General features: G+C 65.0%; 12 protein-coding genes and 1 pseudogene. 3 read left to right on the top strand and 10 right to left on the bottom strand.

Annotated features, from left to right (window positions below):
• Together DIE15_RS00605 and tagH are read left to right on the top strand one after the other, a co-directional pair.
• Positions 1-387, top strand: coding sequence for a TssQ family T6SS-associated lipoprotein (locus tag DIE15_RS00605; RefSeq protein ID WP_124831952.1), 387 nt, complete (start codon positions 1-3; stop codon positions 385-387).
• A gap of 47 nt (positions 388-434) precedes the next feature.
• The gene (gene tagH, locus DIE15_RS00600; RefSeq protein ID WP_124831950.1) at positions 435-1,850 is read left to right on the top strand and encodes a type VI secretion system-associated FHA domain protein TagH; all 1,416 of its coding nucleotides are present in this window, start codon (positions 435-437) and stop codon (positions 1,848-1,850) included.
• A 326-nt stretch (positions 1,851-2,176) separates the two neighbouring features.
• On the opposite strand, the gene DIE15_RS00595 is transcribed toward tagH, so the two are convergent.
• The 10 genes and pseudogenes from DIE15_RS00595 to DIE15_RS00545 all read right to left on the bottom strand — a co-directional run bounded on the left by DIE15_RS00595 (position 2,177) and on the right by DIE15_RS00545 (position 13,281).
• Positions 2,177-3,622: an NAD-dependent succinate-semialdehyde dehydrogenase gene (locus DIE15_RS00595; protein WP_124831948.1), complete on the bottom strand. Its 1,446-nt coding sequence runs from the start codon at positions 3,620-3,622 to the stop codon at positions 2,177-2,179.
• Positions 3,623-3,783: 161 nt separating this feature from the next.
• On the bottom strand, positions 3,784-5,112 hold the full coding sequence (locus DIE15_RS00590; RefSeq protein WP_185734317.1) for a cytochrome c: 1,329 nt from the start codon (positions 5,110-5,112) through the stop codon (positions 3,784-3,786).
• A 15-nt stretch (positions 5,113-5,127) separates the two neighbouring features.
• Positions 5,128-7,347 (bottom strand): xanthine dehydrogenase family protein molybdopterin-binding subunit, encoded by a 2,220-nt coding sequence (locus DIE15_RS00585; RefSeq protein ID WP_124831946.1) that lies wholly within the window; start codon positions 7,345-7,347, stop codon positions 5,128-5,130.
• A 105-nt stretch (positions 7,348-7,452) separates the two neighbouring features.
• The gene (locus DIE15_RS00580; RefSeq protein WP_057927211.1) at positions 7,453-7,908 is read right to left on the bottom strand and encodes a (2Fe-2S)-binding protein; all 456 of its coding nucleotides are present in this window, start codon (positions 7,906-7,908) and stop codon (positions 7,453-7,455) included.
• 132 nt (positions 7,909-8,040) lie between these two features.
• Positions 8,041-8,340 (bottom strand): putative quinol monooxygenase, encoded by a 300-nt coding sequence (locus DIE15_RS00575; RefSeq protein ID WP_057927210.1) that lies wholly within the window; start codon positions 8,338-8,340, stop codon positions 8,041-8,043.
• A gap of 81 nt (positions 8,341-8,421) precedes the next feature.
• Complete coding sequence (locus DIE15_RS00570; protein WP_124831944.1) at positions 8,422-9,480, bottom strand: NADP-dependent oxidoreductase; 1,059 nt, start codon at positions 9,478-9,480, stop codon at positions 8,422-8,424.
• Between the two features lie 202 nt (positions 9,481-9,682).
• Entirely contained in the window at positions 9,683-10,303 is a 621-nt protein-coding gene (locus tag DIE15_RS00565; protein WP_057927209.1) for a TetR/AcrR family transcriptional regulator, read from the bottom strand.
• Positions 10,304-10,426: 123 nt separating this feature from the next.
• On the bottom strand, positions 10,427-11,437 hold the full coding sequence (locus tag DIE15_RS00560) for a DNA-binding protein (RefSeq protein WP_124831942.1): 1,011 nt from the start codon (positions 11,435-11,437) through the stop codon (positions 10,427-10,429).
• A gap of 480 nt (positions 11,438-11,917) precedes the next feature.
• Positions 11,918-12,499: pseudogene (locus DIE15_RS00550) on the bottom strand (alcohol dehydrogenase catalytic domain-containing protein); the annotation flags it as partial.
• Positions 12,500-12,723: 224 nt separating this feature from the next.
• Positions 12,724-13,281 carry a TetR/AcrR family transcriptional regulator gene (locus DIE15_RS00545; RefSeq protein WP_244104796.1) on the bottom strand — a complete coding sequence of 186 codons (558 nt, stop codon included), beginning with the start codon at positions 13,279-13,281 and terminating at the stop codon, positions 12,724-12,726.
• A 163-nt stretch (positions 13,282-13,444) separates the two neighbouring features.
• Between DIE15_RS00545 and DIE15_RS00540 the strand changes: the two genes are divergently transcribed.
• Entirely contained in the window at positions 13,445-16,636 is a 3,192-nt protein-coding gene (locus DIE15_RS00540) for a cytochrome P450 (RefSeq protein WP_124831938.1), read from the top strand.
• Positions 16,637-16,784: the final 148 nt, after the last annotated feature.

The raw sequence follows: 16,784 nt of genomic DNA, 5'->3' as shown, positions 1-16,784 counted from the left end.
ATGAAAGGCCGATCAACGATCGTGATTTTTCTCGGCGCCTTGTTGCTGGGAATCGGCGGGTGCAGCACGTCGCCCACCCAGTCGGCGGCGCGCGCTGCGGTCGACAGCGCGCGCGCCGCCTATGGCGTCGGCGACTACGGGCGCACGATCGCGATCCTGAGCCGCGCGAAGGAGATCGACGGGGCCGACACCGATACGCAGGTTGCCGCGCACAAGCTGCTCGCGTTCAGCTATTGCGTGACGAACCGCATCGCGCAGTGCCGCGCCGAATTCTCGAAGATTCTCGACCTCAACCCGCGCTTCGACTTGTCCCCCGCCGAGAAGGGGCATCCGATCTGGGGGCCCGCGTTCGAATTCGCGCGCCGCAGACATGCGTCGTCATCCTGACCGAACCGGTTTCCCCGCGAGCGCTTCATCACCGAGCGACGTATGACATGCAACTGATCGTGATCGAACACGCCGGCGAGCCGGTCGAAAGCGACTCCTACGACGCCGTCGTATTCCACCCGCCCGGCGGCACCATCGGCCGGGCCACCGACAATCATCTCGTGCTGCGCGACGACACCCGGCAGATCTCCCGGCTGCAGGCCCTGCTGCAGGTCGGCGACGACGCGTGCCTGCTGAAGAACCTGAGCAGCGTGTCGACGATCGAGGTGAATCGCGAGCCCGTCGGCTATGCGCAGGAGCGCCCGCTCAATACCGGCGACATCATCCGCATCGGGCCGTACGTGCTGAGGGCCGAGCGTGACGACGGACAGGACGCACCTGTCGTTGACATGCCCGCCGATGCCGGCGCGCGCGCCGACCCGCCGCGCGCGCCGGAAGCGGCCGCGCGCACGCATGGCGAAGCGAAAGGCGCCGGCAACCGGCTGTGGGGGCTGCTGCAGGATCGCCTCGTGCCGCGCGGCAAGGCGACGGACGCCGGCACGCGGTCCGGCACGGCACGCAAGAACGCGGAGCAGCCGGCGAGCCGCACCGCGCCGGCCGCATCCTCGGTGCCGTCGCAGCGCGACCTGAATCAGCTGTCGATCGATCCGCTCGACCTGTTCGCGCAGTCGTCGCCCGATATCGGCGCATCGGGCTCGGCGTCATCGGCCGAACGCGGCAACGCGGGGCGCGACGCCCCCTCCGCGACGCAGGCCGACCATGCGCCCGAGTGGACGCAGCACGTGCGCGTGCAGCCGGCGGCGCCGCATGCCGAGACGCAACCGGCCGACGCGCCGGCCCCGCAGCCGCGCCGCGTGCCGACGCCCGATGAATTGCTGAGCGCGTTCTTCGAGGGCGCCGGCCTCGATACGGCTGCGGAATCGCATCAGTGGTCGGCCGAGCAGCTGTACATCGCGGGGCAGTTGCTGGCGCTGTTCGCGAACGGCACGGTCGAGCTGCTATCGTCGCGCAGCATCCTGAAGCGGGAGGTGAAGGCGCACATGACGATGCTGCTCGATCGCGAGAACAATCCGCTGAAGCTGCTGCCGGACGGCGGCGCGGTGCTGCGCCAGATGTTCGGACTGCCGCTGCCGGGCTTCATGTCGCCGCAGAGCGCGGTGAGCGACGCATTCCAGGATCTGCATGCGCACCAGATCGGCATGGTCGCGGGCATGCGCGCCGCGCTGATGGACCTGCTGACGCGCTTTTCGCCGCAACGGCTGCGCGAGCGCGACGATGCGATGCGCTGGTACGAGAAGCGCGTGCCCGCGCTCTACAAGGCGAGGATGTGGGATCGCTACGCGGCGACCCATCGCGACACGGTGTTCGCGATCGAAGACGATTTTGCGTCGGTGTTCGGCAAGGCGTTTCTCGCGGCGTACGACGCGGAAGTGGAGAGCTATCGTGGCAGCAGCCGGCATTGAGCGGCGGGCGCTGCCGGTGCCGCATCGCGACGGACGGAAATAATGTCGCGCATTCGCCTTCGTGCGCCGTGGGTCCCGTGCTCGACTGGAACGACCGCCACGACCGGGCGTCGTTGACGCGATCGGCGCGGGCATTGCCGGATCACGCGCGGCTTGCGCCCGCGCCCTGTGCGAGCGCAAGCCGCAATGATATGCGACGGCACCGCACGATGCGGACGCAACCATCCCGTACGGAGCGCAGAAAAAAGGCCGGGCAGAACGCCCGGCCTCCGGCAACGCGACGTGCGCGCCGCGCAAACGGCAGCACGCATGCGGTCGAACGGTCGTCAGACCGCCATCACCGTCACCGACTTCGTGACGAGATACGGCTCCAGCGCTTCCGGCCCACCTTCCGACCCGTAGCCCGAATCCTTCACGCCGCCGAACGGCATTTCCGGCCACGGCGTCGCGGGCTGGTTGATCCACAGCATCCCGACTTCGAGGCGCTGCGTCAGCAGGTGCACGTTCGCGAACGAGCGCGTGAACGCGTAGCCGGCCAGCCCGAACGGCAGACGGTTCGCTTCGGCGATCGCGTCCTCGAGCTTGTCGAAACCGCGGATCGCGGCAACCGGGCCGAACGGCTCGTTGTTGAACACGTCCGCTTCGAGCGGCACGTTCGCGATCACGGTCGGCGCGAAGAAGTTGCCTTCCGAGCCGATCCGTTCGCCGCCGGTCTCGATGCTCGCGCCGACCTTGCGCGCGTTGTCGACGACCGACGCCATCGCGGTCAGCCGGCGCGGATTCGCGAGCGCGCCGAGCGTCGTGCCTTCCTCGAGGCCGTTGCCGACCTTCAGCCCTTCGGCGTGCTGGACCAGCGCGCGCGTGAATTCGTCGCGGATGCTGTTGTGCACGAGGAAACGCGTCGGCGAAATGCACACCTGGCCCGCGTTGCGGAACTTCGCACCGCCGGCGGCCTTCACCGCCAGCGCGACGTCCGCATCTTCGGCGACGATCACCGGTGCGTGGCCGCCCAGTTCCATCGTCGCGCGCTTCATGTGCTGGCCTGCGAGCGCCGCGAGCTGCTTGCCGACCGGCGTCGAGCCCGTGAACGTCACCTTGCGGATCACCGGATGCGGAATCAGGTACGACGAGATTTCCGCCGGATCGCCGTACACGAGACCGATCACACCGGCCGGCACGCCCGCGTCGACGAACGCGCGCAGCAGCGCGGCCGGCGATGCCGGCGTTTCTTCCGGCGCCTTCACGAGGAACGAGCAGCCGGTTGCGAGCGCGGCGCTCAGCTTGCGCACGACCTGGTTGACCGGGAAATTCCACGGCGTGAATGCCGCGACCGGGCCGACCGGTTCCTTCACGACCGTCTGCTGCGCGCCGAGATTGCGCGGCGGCACGATCCGGCCGTACACGCGGCGGCCTTCGTCCGCGAACCATTCGATGATGTCGGCGGCCGACAGCACTTCGACACGCGCTTCCGTCAGCGGCTTGCCCTGCTCCTGCGTCATCAGCGCGGCGATCGCGTCGGCGCGCTCGCGCACCAGCGCCGCCGCCTTGCGCATCGTCGCCGCGCGCTCGTGCGCGGGCACCTTGCGCCATGCTTCGAAACCGCGCTGCGCCGCAGCCAGCGCGCGATCGAGATCGGCGATGCCCGCGTGGGCCACCTTGCCGATCGCCTTGCCCGTCGCCGGGTTCACGACGTCGATCGTCTTGCCGCTCGCGGCGTCGACCCACTCGCCGTCGATCAGCAGTTGTGTATCCGTATAAGTCACGTTAGCCATCCAGACACCCCAGTTTTGCGTCGATAAAACGCGCGCTGCCGCGAACGGCCGCGCGCCGGTTGACAGAAAGCGCTGCGTTGCCGGGTGCGCTGCACCCGGTAATGTTCGACGACAGGCGCGCGGCACGCATGCCCGTCGTCATCCGCCACGATCGGCCGCGCTCAGCGCGCGGCCGCCGTCGCCTTGCGGAGTTTCGCGACGTCCGCCGCCAGCACGGCCGGTGCGCCGTTGTTCCAGCCGGCGCGCATGAACGTCAGCACGTCGGCGATCTGCCGGTCGTTCAGCTCGTTCGCGAATGCCGGCATCGGATACGCGGACGGCACGCCGCCGATTACGAGCGTGTCGCTGCCGTTCAGCGTCACGTTGATCAGCGACGATGCATCGGCCTCGAGCACGTTCGGGTTCCCGGCGAGCGGCGCGAGCAGCGGCGCGTAGCCGCGGCCGTCCGCACCGTGGCAATGCAGGCAGTAAGCGTTATACACCTTTGCGCCCGGATCGTTTGCCGGCCGGCCCAGCGCGGTCTGCGTCGCCTTCGGATCATAACGGTAAGGCGGCGCGAGCGTGCCGCCCGCCGCCGGCAACGATTTCAGGTAGCGGGAAATTGCCGCCAGATCGTCGTCGGTCAGTTCCTGCGTGCTGTGGTTGATCACGCTCACCATCGAGCCGAACGCGGTCGCATGCCGGTTCGCGCCGGTCTTCAGGAACTGCGCGACATCCGCGTCGCTCCAGCGGCCGAGCCCCGTATTGTGCTCGCCGGTCAGGTTCGACGCGAACCAGTTGTCGATCGGCGCGCCCGACAGGAACGCCGCGCCGCTTTCGTCCAGCGCCTTCTCCTGGAAGCCGGCGCCGCGCGGCGTATGGCACGACCCGCAGTGCCCGAGCCCCTGCACGAGATAGGCGCCGCGGTTCCACATCGCGTCCCTGGCCGGCTTGTCGGCGTATGGCGTCGTGTCGAGGAACACCGCGTTCCACAGCGCCAGCGGCCAGCGCATGTTGAGTGGCCACGGAATGTCGGATGCACGGTTCGCCTGCTTCACCGGCTCGACGCCGTGCATGAAGTACGCATACAGCGCCTTCACGTCGTCGTCGCGCAGCTTCGCGTATGACGGATACGGCATCGCCGGATACAGGCGATGGCCGTCCTTCGCGACGCCCGCGCGCAGCGCGCCCGCGAACTCGGCTTCCGTATAGCCGCCGATGCCGGTGTCCGGATCGGGGGTGATGTTGGTCGTGTAGATCGCGCCCATCGGCGTGACCATTTTCAGGCCGCCGGCGAACGGCGCGCCGCGCGGCGCGGTATGGCACGCGACGCAGTCGCCCGCTTTCGCGAGATACGCGCCGCGTGCGACCAGTGCGCTGTCGGCCGGCGCCGTTTGCGCGGCCTGCGCCGCCGTGCCGGCCATCAGCGCCGGCAGCACGAGCAGCGATGCGCCGAGCGTGCGGGCAGCGCGATTCAGGTGTTTCAGACGATGCGGGGCGAGGTTTCGCATGATTCGTCCCTCCCCTCAGGCCGTCTTCAGCTGGCTGCCGACGGGCAGCTTGCGCAGCCGCTTGCCGGTCGCCGCGAAGATCGCGTTCGACAGGGCCGCCGCGGTCGCGGCGGTGCCCGGTTCGCCGATCCCGCCCGGCGCGTCGCCACTCTTCACGAGATGAACCTCGATCGGCGGCGTTTCATTGATGCGCATCATCCGGTAGTCGGTGAAGTTGCTCTGCACGACGCGGCCGTCCTCGATCGTGATCTCGCCATACAGCGCGCCCGTGATCCCGAAGATGATGCCGCCCTGAACCTGCGCCTCGATCGTGCTCGGATTCACATACATTCCACAGTCGACCGCGCACACGGCACGCCTGACCTGCACTTCGCCATCCTCCACGGCGACGTCGATGACGATCGAGAAGACGCTGCCGAACGCGTGCATCACCGATACGCCGCGCCCTTGCCCCTTCGGCAGCGGCGTGCCCCAGCCGGCCGCCTTCGTCGCGACGTCGAGCACGTTGCGCGCCCGCGGCGTCTTGTCGAGCAGCGCGCGGCGATACTGGACAGGGTCAGTCTTGGCCTGCGCGGCCAGTTCGTCGATGAAGCTCTCGACGACGAAGGTGCTGCGCGTCGGCCCGACGCCGCGCCAGAACGCGGTCGGGATGTGGCGCGGCTCCTGGCGCACGTAGTCGACGAGCTGGTTCGGCAGGTCGTACGGCAGGTCGTTTGCAACCTCGACCGCGTCGGGATCCACGCCGTCCTTGAACGCGGGCGGCGCGAAGCGCGCCATGATCGACGAGCCGACGATCCGGTGCTGCCATGCGACCGGCTTGCCGTTCGCGTCGAGGCCGGCCGAGATCTTGTCGTAGTAGTACGGGCGATACATGTCGTGCTGGATGTCTTCCTCGCGCGTCCACACGACCTTCACCGGCGCGTTGACCTGCTTGGCGACCTTCACGGCCTGTCCGATCATGTCCGTCTCGAGGCGCCGGCCAAAGCCACCGCCGAGCAAATGGTTGTGCACGACGATTCTGTCGGGCGCGAGGCCCGTGAGCCGCTGCACGGTATCGCGCGCCCGGGTCGGCACCTGGGTGCCGACCCAGATTTCGCAACCGTCTGCGCGCACCTGCACCGTGCAGTTCACGGGTTCCATCGTCGCGTGCGCGAGGAACGGTTGCTCATAGACGGCATCGATGCGCGTCTTCGCGTTCGCGAACGCGTTGCCGACGTCGCCGTCCTTGCGCGCGACGGCACCCTTGCCGTTTGCCGCGGCTTGCGCGAGATCGGCGACGATGTCCTTCATCGACACCTTCGCGTCCGCACCTTCGTTCCATTTGACGACGAGCGCCGATGCGCCGCGCTTCGCGGCCCACGTGTGATCGCCGACCACCGCGACCGCGTTGTCGACGCGCACGACCTGGCGCACGCCGGGAATCTTCTTCGTCGCGGTATCGTCGACGCTAGCGACCGTACCGCCGAACACCGGGCTGTTCACGATCACCGCGTACAGCATGCCGGGCAGACGCACGTCGAGCCCGAACTGTGCGGTGCCGTCGACCTTCTCCGGCGAATCGAGCCGCTTCACCGGCTTGCCGATCAGCTTGAAATCCGCCGGCTGCTTCAGCGCGACGTCCTTCGGCACCGGCAGCTTCGACGCGGCAGCGGCGAGTTGGCCGTACGATGCACGCCGGCCGCTCGGCGGGTGCTGCACTTCGCCGTTTTCGGCCCGGCAGGCGGCAGGCTCGACGTTCCATTGCTTCGCGGCCGCCGCGATCAGCAGCGTGCGCGCGGTCGCGCCGGCGCGGCGCAGCGGCTCCCACGCGTAGCGCACCGACGTCGAGCCGCCCGTCAGTTGTCCGCCGAGCAGCGGATCGAGGAACAGCTTCTCGTTCGGCGGCGCATGGTCGAGCGTGACGTTCGACAGCGGCACCTCGAGTTCTTCGGCGATCAGCATCGGCAGCGCCGTGTAGACGCCCTGGCCCATTTCCACTTTCGGCATCACCAGCGTGACCTTGCCGTTGCGGTCGATCTGCACGAACGCGTTCGGCGCGAATACGCCGGCGCGCGCGCTTTCGTCCGCATCGCCGCCGATCACCGAGCGCCGCGCGTCGTCGCCCGCTGCCGGCATGCTGAAGCCGAGCAGCAGGCCGCCGCCCGCCGCCGCGCCGAGCGACATGCCCGCCTTGAGAAACGAACGGCGCGACACGCCCGCGCCGGCCCGACCTGCATCGATCAGTCCTTGCGACATGTCAGCCTCCGCAGAGCCGCGTCAAACTCGGATGGATGTGCGTTCGGGAGATGGGGGGGCTGCGCCCCCCCAAGAGAACAAAGTGAGCGTGGAGGTTGTTTCATCTCAGGCTCCCTTCGCAGCATGCTTCACCGCCGCGCGAATCCGGTTGTACGTGCCGCAGCGGCAGATGTTGCCGGCCATCGCCGCGTCGATGTCGGCGTCGCTCGGGTTCGGGTTCGATGCGATCAGTGCCGTGGCCGCCATCACCTGCCCGGACTGGCAGTAGCCGCACTGGACGACGTCGAGCTCGCGCCACGCCTCCTGGACCTTCTGCCCGGCCGGCGTTGCGCCAACGGCTTCGATCGTCGTGATCTTGCGGCCTGCGACGGCCGCGACCGGCAGCACGCACGAGCGTGCGGCGACGCCGTCGAGATGCACGGTGCACGCGCCGCATTGCGCGATCCCGCAGCCGAATTTCGTGCCGGTCAGGCCGACGACGTCACGCAGCACCCAGAGCAGGGGCATGTCGTCGGGGGCGTCGACCGTACGGTTCTCGCCGTTGATATTGAGGGTGACCATTCAGCCTCCGGGGCCGGTGTATTGGGGAAGCGGCGCGACCGGCGCGCCGGGTGGTTCGCCGCCGCGGCGCGGCACGCGGCGGCTGCCGCGCGGCCCGGCCGGGGGCGAGCCGCGGCGGTGGTTCAGCGCGGGTTATTCGGCCGCGTCGATGCCCGACAACACCTTGATGACGGGCGGCGCCGAGAACCAGTCGGCCGACTTGATGCGAAATGCGGTGAAGTGCGGGCTCGCGAGGTGCGCGTCGAACGCGGCCTGATCGTCGTAGATCTCGAACAGGTGCAGCGCCGGCGAGCCGTCCTGTTCGCGGAACAGGTCGTAGCGGCGGTTGCCGGGTTCGGCACGGGTTGCCGTGACCATGCCGCGCAGTTCGGCCTCGACGGCCTGCGCGTGCTCGGGTTTCGGAAACACCGAAGCCATCACATAAAGCGCCATGTTTTTACTCCTTGGGAAAGGGAATCGAGCATGCCACAAGCCGGCGTCGGGCGACGCCAGCGTGCAAGCGGACGTGTCGTGTCAGGCCAGTTCGTCCGGCCCCACACGCACGACGACCTTGCCGAAATTCTTGCCGGCGAGCAAGCCGATCAGCGCATTCGGCGCATCGGCGAGATCGGGGACGACATCCTCGAGCGTCTTCACCTTGCCCTGCGCGACCCACTCGCTCATCTCCTTCAGGAACGACGCATAGCCGGTCGCATAGTGATCGAGAATGATGAAACCCTGCATACGGATGCGCTTGCGCAGGAGGGTGCCCATCAGTGCCGGCACGCGGTCACGGCCGCTCGACATTGCGGTGTCGTCGTACGCCGCGTCGTTGTAATGCGCGATGATGCCGCACACCGGCACGCGCGCATGATCGTTGAGCAGCGGCCACACCGCGTCGAACACGGCACCGCCCACGTTCTCGAAATAGACGTCGATGCCGTTCGGGCAGGCTTCCTTCAGCTTGGCCGCGAATTGCGGATCGCGGTGATCGATGCAGGCGTCGAAGCCGAGCGCGTCCTTCACGTATGCGACCTTGTCGGCGCCGCCCGCGACGCCGACCACGCGGCAGCCCTTCAGCTTCGCGATCTGGCCGACCACGGCGCCGACCGCCCCGCTCGCGGCGGCGACGACTACGGTTTCGCCGGCTTTCGGCTCGCCGATCTTGAGCAACCCGGTGTACGCGGTGAACCCGGGCATGCCGAGCACGCCGAGCGCATGCGACGGATGCGCGAAGTCACGGCCAAGTGGAATGAGATCGCTGCCGTCGGACAGCGCATAGTCCTGCCAGCCGCCGCTCGCGACGACCAGGTCGCCTTCGCGATACGCGCTCAGGTTCGATGCGACGACACGGCTGACCGTGCCGCCGACCATCACGTCGCCGAGTTCGACCGGCGGCGCATACGACGGCGCGTCGCTCATCCGGCCGCGCATGTACGGATCGAGCGACAGCCAGACCGTGCGCAACAGCACCTGACCGGCACCGGGCACCGGCACGTCGCCGGTCTCGGTGCGGAAGTCGTTCGGGGTGGGTGCGCCGACCGGGCGCGCGTTCAGGATGATTCTGCGGTTTGCTGCCTTGCTCTGCGGCATGGGAACCTCCGTCAACAGGAATGGATGTGCAACGGGCACGATCGAATCAATGATCGACAACCGCCGTGCGCGAGATTGCGGCCGTGTCGGCGAATCGGCCGGCGCAGCCGCAGCCTCGCGGGTAAAGCAATCGGACTTCAGCGTGAGTAGACCAGTCGTCTAGAGTCCATGCAAAAACAAGGCGCGCCTATGCGCGCCCGGGTTACGGCTGCACGCCGTCGGGCTCGACGGGCGGCAGGTTCAGCATCCGCCGTGTTTCGAGCATCGCGCGCTCGAGCGGTTTGCGGTTGCGGTGAATCTTCTCCAGCAGCGTTGCGCCGAGCCACAGCTCATAGAGGATCGCGGCCGTATGGGCTGGATCGTCGACGCCGCCCAGCGAACCGTCGGCCAGCCCAGCCTCGATTCCGCCCGCGAGCCGCTCGATGATCTGGCCGGTGCCCCGCCGCAGGACCGCACGCATTGCCTCCGACAAGTCGGACACCTCCGCGCCGAGCTTCACCGCGAGGCACTTGCCCTCCGGATCGTCCGCGCACTGCGTGTGCAGCCAGTTGCCCCAGTACGTCATCAGGCGCTGCGCGCCCGTGCCGGCCTGATGCTTGAGCAGGTTGTCGAGATGCTCGAGATAGCCATCGAAATACGATTCGAGCAGCGCCTCGCCGAATGCCTCCTTCGAGCCGAAGTAATGGTAGAACGAGCCCTTCGGGATGCCCGCCGCGGCGAGAATCTCGTTCAGACCGACCGCCGAGAACCCCTTGTGGAGCATGATCGGCTTCGCGATATTCAGGATGTGCTGGCGGACTTCCGCGCCCGAAGATGCATTCATGATGGCGTATCTTAGCAACGATTAGACCGGTCGTCTAGTAACGCCGAGCCGGTGAATTGAGCGGCACTTTACCCGAATCGCGCCGCGTCGCGGACGTGTTGTCGTCGCACCGTGGCGCGCATGTCACGCGAGCTTGGGGGCACGCTTCCTGGCGACTGGCTTTGCCGCCCGCAGGCTGCCGCCGGCAGGTCGACCCGGCGCCCTGCGCACGGGCGGGCGCGCCGTGCGTTCGGCGCGCAGCGCGTCGAGCTCGCCGACATACGCGGCATTGGCCGCACGAGCACCGTCGAGCTGGCCTTCGAGCATGCCGCAGCGGTGTTGCGTGTCGGCCAGTTGCGTCTGCAGCGCCGCGAGATCCTTGCGGTGCTGCGTATCGCGCTGTTCGGCGCGCGTGGTGGCTGCGTCGAGTTCCTTTTGCAGCCGTGCGGCAGCGAGCCGTTCGCGATCGATTTCCTGAAGCGCTCGCTTCTCCGATGCGCGCAGGCGCTCCTCGGCCCGGCCCGCGTCGTCGCGCAGCCGGTCGAGCTGCGACGTGAAATCGGCGCGCGCCTGTGCAAGCGCGCGATCGGCGTCCGCGTTGTCGGACTTCAGCCGGTCGACTTCCGCTTGCAGCGCGCGGCGCGATGCCTCGTCGGCCGCCCTCGCCTGTTCGAGTTCCTGGATACGTACCTGCGCCGCCAGCAATGCACCCGTGCGTTGCTCCAGCGCGGTTTCGGTGCGGGACAGGTCGGCTTGCAGCGCAGCGACTTCCGCTTTTGCCGCGACGCGCGCGGCTTCGACTTCGGTGCGCAATGCATCGAGTGCGGCGGCGGCATCGTTGGTCGAGCGGCTCCACAACGCGGCGACGAGTTCGCCCGCTGCCGCCTGCAGATCGGCCGGCAAGTCCGGATGCTCGATGCGCACGCGGCTCTTTTCCCGCAACTCGGCCCAGAACTCGCCGAGCACCGCCGTCGGCGTGCTCATGCTGCCCTTGCGCACGAGCTGGTAAAGCCGGTTCGCGGTGGGCGTGATGCCGAAGCGGAAGAACATCAATGCGCAGACCTCGCGATATAGCTCGCGGGTTTTCGGGAAATCGGCCTTCAGGCGGTCGATTTCTGCGATCAGGCGGGATTCGTCGGCAGCGAGGTCTGACATGGCGGTTCGCTCTGTGGTTTTGTGAATAATATAACGTAAACCGATAAATATCCAATCATCCGCCATTATTGATTTGACATTATTTCTATAATGTCGAGATCTGGTTGATCTTCGGCGATGCCGCGCTCGCGCCGTCCGTTTGCACAAAGTTGTTCCTGCCGCGACGACGCGAGCGGAAAGCGCACTCCAGGCGCACGGTGTTCTACGAATTGCATGCCGCGCGGCCGAATGCCATGAATAACGATGCACTCGCCCGCATCGGCGCACCGCGTGAAGTTGAGGAGGCGATCCGGGCAAACCGAGCGCCCGGTCGGCCTCTCGAAACTTATCGGTCAGGTGCAGACGATGGTGGACGAATCCGTCGAGTCGGCCGAGTCGGCCGAGTTTGACGCGGCGCACTCGGTTGCGCGGTGGATCGGGCGGCCCAATCTGGCGCTGAGTAACGCAAGGCGGCTGGACTGCTGGATACCGTCACGGGATCGCGATCGCGAACTGGCTGGCCAGTCCAGTGCCGAACACGGCGACCGTGTCGCCCGCGCTCTCTTCCGCGAGCTGCGCGCTGAAACAGCCGGTGCGAAAAATGTCCGGCATCAGGATCGCGCGATCGTCGTCGATTGCATTGGGCAGCCGGATCTGGCTTGCGTGCGCAAGCGGCACGCGCGTACTCGGCCTGCAGCCCGTTGAACGCGCCGCTGTCGGCCGGGTCGCCAAAGAACGCGATACCCACACTTGGGCTGCCGGGGTTCGCGACGTCGCATTGCGCGGTGTAGCCCGCGCGACAGTACGCGCAACTGCCGCATGCGCTCGTCGATGGAATCAGCACACGATCGCCGCGCCAAAGGTTGCGCACGTCGCGCCCAACGGTCTCGACGATGCCGACACCTTAATGGCCGAGGATCGTGCCCGGCTTCATCCCGCCTAACGTGTCGCACACCATGTGCAGGTCGGTGCGGCAGATCTGGCCGTCAGGCACACGATCGCGTCGGCCGCCGCATTGATTTCGGAATCGGGCACCGTGTCGATGCGAATGTCGTCGATGCCGTGAGATACGACTGCTTTTATATCAGGCCCTCCTTATTCGAACGTTCTCGTACTTGCCGAGAAAGGAAACAACCAAGGAGGCAGACCCGAATTCTCCCCGCCCCGAGAGAAGTGCAGTTTAGTCGGAAGCCGCCGCAGGTTCAGGCCGCAATTAGTTCAAATTCGTTTGATGCTCAACGACGAGCGTTCGATTCGACACGTGAGCGGCGTACGTCGAGCAACCTGGCCACCCACCGTGCCTCCCGCTACGCTGGACCCGCCTGCGCGAATCCGAACGTAAGGCCGAAAGCGTCGAGGATCGTCGTCGCGGTGCTGGCCATTCGCTTGGCCATTGCCTCCGGGGTCTCGCGCATGGCGCCCTGGCGAAGCCAGTGCACCGCCGCCCACACCAATCCACCGCCAAGCACCGTCAGGCAATCCTGCTCCGCTTCCGTTCGGACTCCTTCATAAGGCGGAAGGAGGCGGCCGGCAACGAACGTCACCAATTCATCGAAAAACGCCGATGTCGCCGCGTCGTTGAATACGGTCAGATAGAACGGCTCATGCGCATGCAGATGCTCAAGAATCAGCGCGGTTTCCACCTCCATTGACTTGACGAAAGCGGCATTCGGTGGGTTCAGCAGCTTGCCTTGCTCCTCGACGAACGCAAAAGCGTTGTCGAGCCTCACCAACGCCGCCCGCTGAGCGGCAGCCTGAAGGTCGGGAAAGTGCTGATAGAACGTAGGACGCGCGACGCCCGCGCGCTGCACCAATTGAGCAATGCTGAGTTTGCTCAGCGGCGCCTCATCGAGCAGTTCGCTCACGGCACGAACGAGAGCGTCGTAACTCCGTTGAAAGCGAGGATCGGCGGGATTAGGGCTTACATCAGGTGGCATAAAAAGATCTGGACACGTGGTTTTGTCTATTTTACATTTGTTCAATAGATTGAGATGCGATGCTCCGACATACCTCTGAAAGGCTATTGAAATGAAATCCTCCGCCCTCGTTCCCCAGCCGCCCCTGAAACCCGTCATCGGTCATCTGATGGAGGTCCTCGGGCCGTCCCCGCTTGCAAAGATGATGGATCTTGCACGCACTTACGGGCCGGTCTATTGGTTCGAGGTGTTCGGGCAAGGTTACTACGTTGTCAGCGGACAAGCACTTGTGAATGAAGTGTGTGATGAAAGCAGATTTCAGAAGTGTGTACACCAATCTCTGCTCGAGCTTAGACCCGCGATCGGGGACGGGTTATTTACGGCATTCAGTGACGAACCGAATTGGGCAAAAGCGCATCGTGTGCTGATGCAGGCGTTCGGCCCGCTCAGTATCTGGTCGATGTTCGACAAAATGGTCGACATCGCTGACCAGATGTTTCTCCATTGGGAGCGGTTCGGCCCGGAGACCCCGGTCGATGTGTCCGATCACATGACTCGACTGACGCTCGATACGATTGCCCTTTGTGCGTTTGATTGTCGTTTCAACAGCTTCTACCGTGAAGACCAGCATCCGTTTGTCGATGCCATGGTCAACACCCTCAGCGAGGCGGGAAAGCGCGAGTTGCGACCAAAACTTGTTTCGAAGTTGATGGTCAATCGCAGTCGAAAGTTCGACGCGGACATTGAAGTCATGCGATCGCTCGCGACCAAAATGATCGAAGACCGGCGGAAGAACCCGCACGACAACGAAGAGTCGATGGACCTGTTGGACCGAATGCTGAACGGCATCGATCCGGTGACGGGAGAGAAACTCGATGATGAGAATATCGTCTTCCAGATGATCACATTTCTCATCGCCGGACATGAAACGACCAGCGGGCTGCTGTCTTTTGCGACCTATTTTCTTCTCAAGAACCCGGATATCTTGCAGAAAGCGCGAGATATGGTCGACGAAATCGTCGGTAGCGAGACACCGCGGATCGAGCATCTCGCACGACTTCGCTACATCGAACACATCCTCATGGAGACGTTGCGAATCTGGCCGACGGCGCCGGCATTCGCGGTGACACCGCTCGCCGACACCACGTTCGGCGGGAAATATGCCGTTTCTCCAGACGACATCATCATGATCCTGACGCCCATGTTGCATCGGGATGTGAGCGTTTGGGGCGAGGACGTCGAGGCGTTTCGTCCGGAGCGATTTGCAGCGGAGAATGCGGAGCAGCTTCCCCCCAATTCATGGAAACCCTTTGGCAATGGTGCGCGTGCCTGTATCGGCCGCCCTTTTGCCATGCAGGAAGCCCATCTCGTTCTGATCATGCTGCTGCAGCGATTCGATTTCTCTTTCGCAGATCCGAACTACGAGCTGAATGTCGCCGAAACGCTCACGCTGAAGCCGACCGGTTTCCGGGTGAACGTGAAACCGCGGGCCCGAGGTGCGCTCAAAGTGCCCGATACGGCCCTTCACGCCCCCCCGAGCGCTCAAAGCACCAGCGTCGCCCCGCTTCAGTCGATCCCTGCCGGCGAAGATCTGTCGAACATGCTCGTCCTCTTTGGGGGAAATACAGGTTCCGCCGAATCCTTTGCTAGACGTATTGCAGGGGACGCGAGTCGTCACGGATTTCACGCCACGTGCGCTCCCCTCGACGACTTCGCAGGAAAAATCGACGGATATCCTGCAATTGTGATCGTCACCGCTTCCTACGAAGGCCAGCCGCCGGACAACGCCAAATCATTCGTCCCGTATGTCGAAGCGCTGGATGACGGTGCGCTGGACGGCGTGAATTTTTCGGTTCTTGGGTGCGGCAACAAACAATGGGCACGGACATACCAGGCGATTCCCAAGCGAGTCGATGAAGCGCTCGAGAAGGCCGGTGCGACGAGAGTGCACTTCAGAGGCGAGCTCGATTCCGGTGGCGACTTCTTTGGTGAATTCGACCGTTGGTATTCCGAAATGTGGAATCGCTTTGCGATCAGCGCCGGGAAGGACGTCTCGGTCGTTCAACATAACGATGTCGCACTGAAAGTAAGCTTCGCCGACAGTTCCCGTGAAAAAGTGCTGAATATCGGCGACATGGCGCATGCGTCCATCGTCGACAATAGAGAGCTGGTTGATATTAGCGTGGCTGGCAGCCGCTCCAAAAAGCATATTGAATTGAAACTTCCGGAAGCGATGACTTACCGGTCGGGAGATTACCTGGCCGTTCTGCCCCGCAACTCGAAAAATAACGTCGATCGCGTCTTGCGTCGATTTCGCGTGAGCTGGGACACTCAAGTGGTGATCGAAGGAACGTCGAGTAATCCACGCCTTCCGCTCGGCCAGGCAATCGGCTGCGGTGAACTGTTTTCGAGCTATGTCGAACTCGCCGTTCCCGCAACTCGATCACAAGTGTCCAGCCTGGCCGCGGCCACGCGTTGCCCGCCCGAAAAGGTCGAGCTCGAGCGCCTGAGCGCCGACGATTTCGAATGCGAGATTCTGGGAAAGCGGACAACCGTCATGGATCTGCTCGAACGCTTCGGCTCCGTCGATCTGTCGTTCGAAAAGTTCCTCGATATGCTGCCCGCGCTGAAAGCACGCCAGTACTCGATCTCGTCTTCCCCGCTCTGGAAGGCAGACCATGTCACGCTGACGGTAGCAGTGGTCGATGCACCGGCGCTCTCCGGCAATGGTCGTCATGAAGGGGTGGCGTCGTCGTATCTCGCGCGACTCAACACGGGTGACAGCCTGTCCGTTGCGGTCAGGCCGTCGAATGCACGCTTTCGACCGCCAGCCGAACCCGATCTTCCGATGATTCTGATCTGCGCGGGTTCCGGTATTGCCCCATTCCGCGGCTTTCTGCAAGAGCGCGCGTTACAGAAACAGCGGGGAGAGAACGTCGGCACGTCGTTACTCTTCTTCGGGATCGATGACCCTGACGTCGACTTTCTCTATCGCGACGAACTCGGCGAATGGGCACGATGTGGTGTGGTCGAAGTGATGCCGGCTTATTCAAACCGCCCGGAGGAAGGTGCTCGCTTTGTTCAAGACAAAGTCTGGCTGGAACGCGAGAAAATCGCCGCACTGTTTGCGCAAGGTGCCACCGTCTTTGTCTGCGGGGATGGAAAGAATATGGCGCCTGCCGTACGTGCCACGCTTGGTCGCATTTATCAGGAGGCAACTGGAGAGAACGATGAAAGCGCCAGCGCGTGGATTGACACGATGGAGCGGGAGCATGGCAGATATGTTGCCGATGTGTTTGCATGACAGCGACGGGGTTCATGCCGCCTCCGGTCGCTTTAGAAAAGGGAAAGAAATTTCGACCTGCCCCGCCGCCGCTTCCCGGAACTCGCGCGACTAGTTCTTCGATCCCGGCCTGCGCCCTATTTTCCTCACGCCCTTCACTCTGGTTCCG

This window comes from Burkholderia sp. Bp9031 (assembly GCF_003857965.1).
GTDB classification, from domain to species: Bacteria; Pseudomonadota; Gammaproteobacteria; order Burkholderiales; family Burkholderiaceae; genus Burkholderia; species Burkholderia ambifaria_A.
The sequence above is the reverse complement of the archived record's forward strand: the minus strand, read 5'-3'. Positions and strand labels throughout refer to the sequence as shown.

Bases quoted from the DNA above. Each gene is read 5' to 3' on its own strand.
- DIE15_RS00585 (WP_124831946.1), bottom strand. From the start codon at position 7,347: ATGTCGCAAGGACTGATCGATGCAGGTCGGGCCGGCGCGGGCGTGTCG.
- DIE15_RS00595 (WP_124831948.1), bottom strand. From the start codon at position 3,622: ATGGCTAACGTGACTTATACGGATACACAACTGCTGATCGACGGCGAG.
- DIE15_RS00605 (WP_124831952.1), top strand. From the start codon at position 1: ATGAAAGGCCGATCAACGATCGTGATTTTTCTCGGCGCCTTGTTGCTG.
- DIE15_RS00565 (WP_057927209.1), bottom strand. From the start codon at position 10,303: ATGAATGCATCTTCGGGCGCGGAAGTCCGCCAGCACATCCTGAATATC.
- DIE15_RS00570 (WP_124831944.1), bottom strand. From the start codon at position 9,480: ATGCCGCAGAGCAAGGCAGCAAACCGCAGAATCATCCTGAACGCGCGC.
- DIE15_RS00575 (WP_057927210.1), bottom strand. From the start codon at position 8,340: ATGGCGCTTTATGTGATGGCTTCGGTGTTTCCGAAACCCGAGCACGCG.
- DIE15_RS00590 (WP_185734317.1), bottom strand. From the start codon at position 5,112: ATGCGAAACCTCGCCCCGCATCGTCTGAAACACCTGAATCGCGCTGCC.
- DIE15_RS00540 (WP_124831938.1), top strand. From the start codon at position 13,445: ATGAAATCCTCCGCCCTCGTTCCCCAGCCGCCCCTGAAACCCGTCATC.
- DIE15_RS00560 (WP_124831942.1), bottom strand. From the start codon at position 11,437: ATGTCAGACCTCGCTGCCGACGAATCCCGCCTGATCGCAGAAATCGAC.
- DIE15_RS00580 (WP_057927211.1), bottom strand. From the start codon at position 7,908: ATGGTCACCCTCAATATCAACGGCGAGAACCGTACGGTCGACGCCCCC.
- tagH (WP_124831950.1), top strand. From the start codon at position 435: ATGCAACTGATCGTGATCGAACACGCCGGCGAGCCGGTCGAAAGCGAC.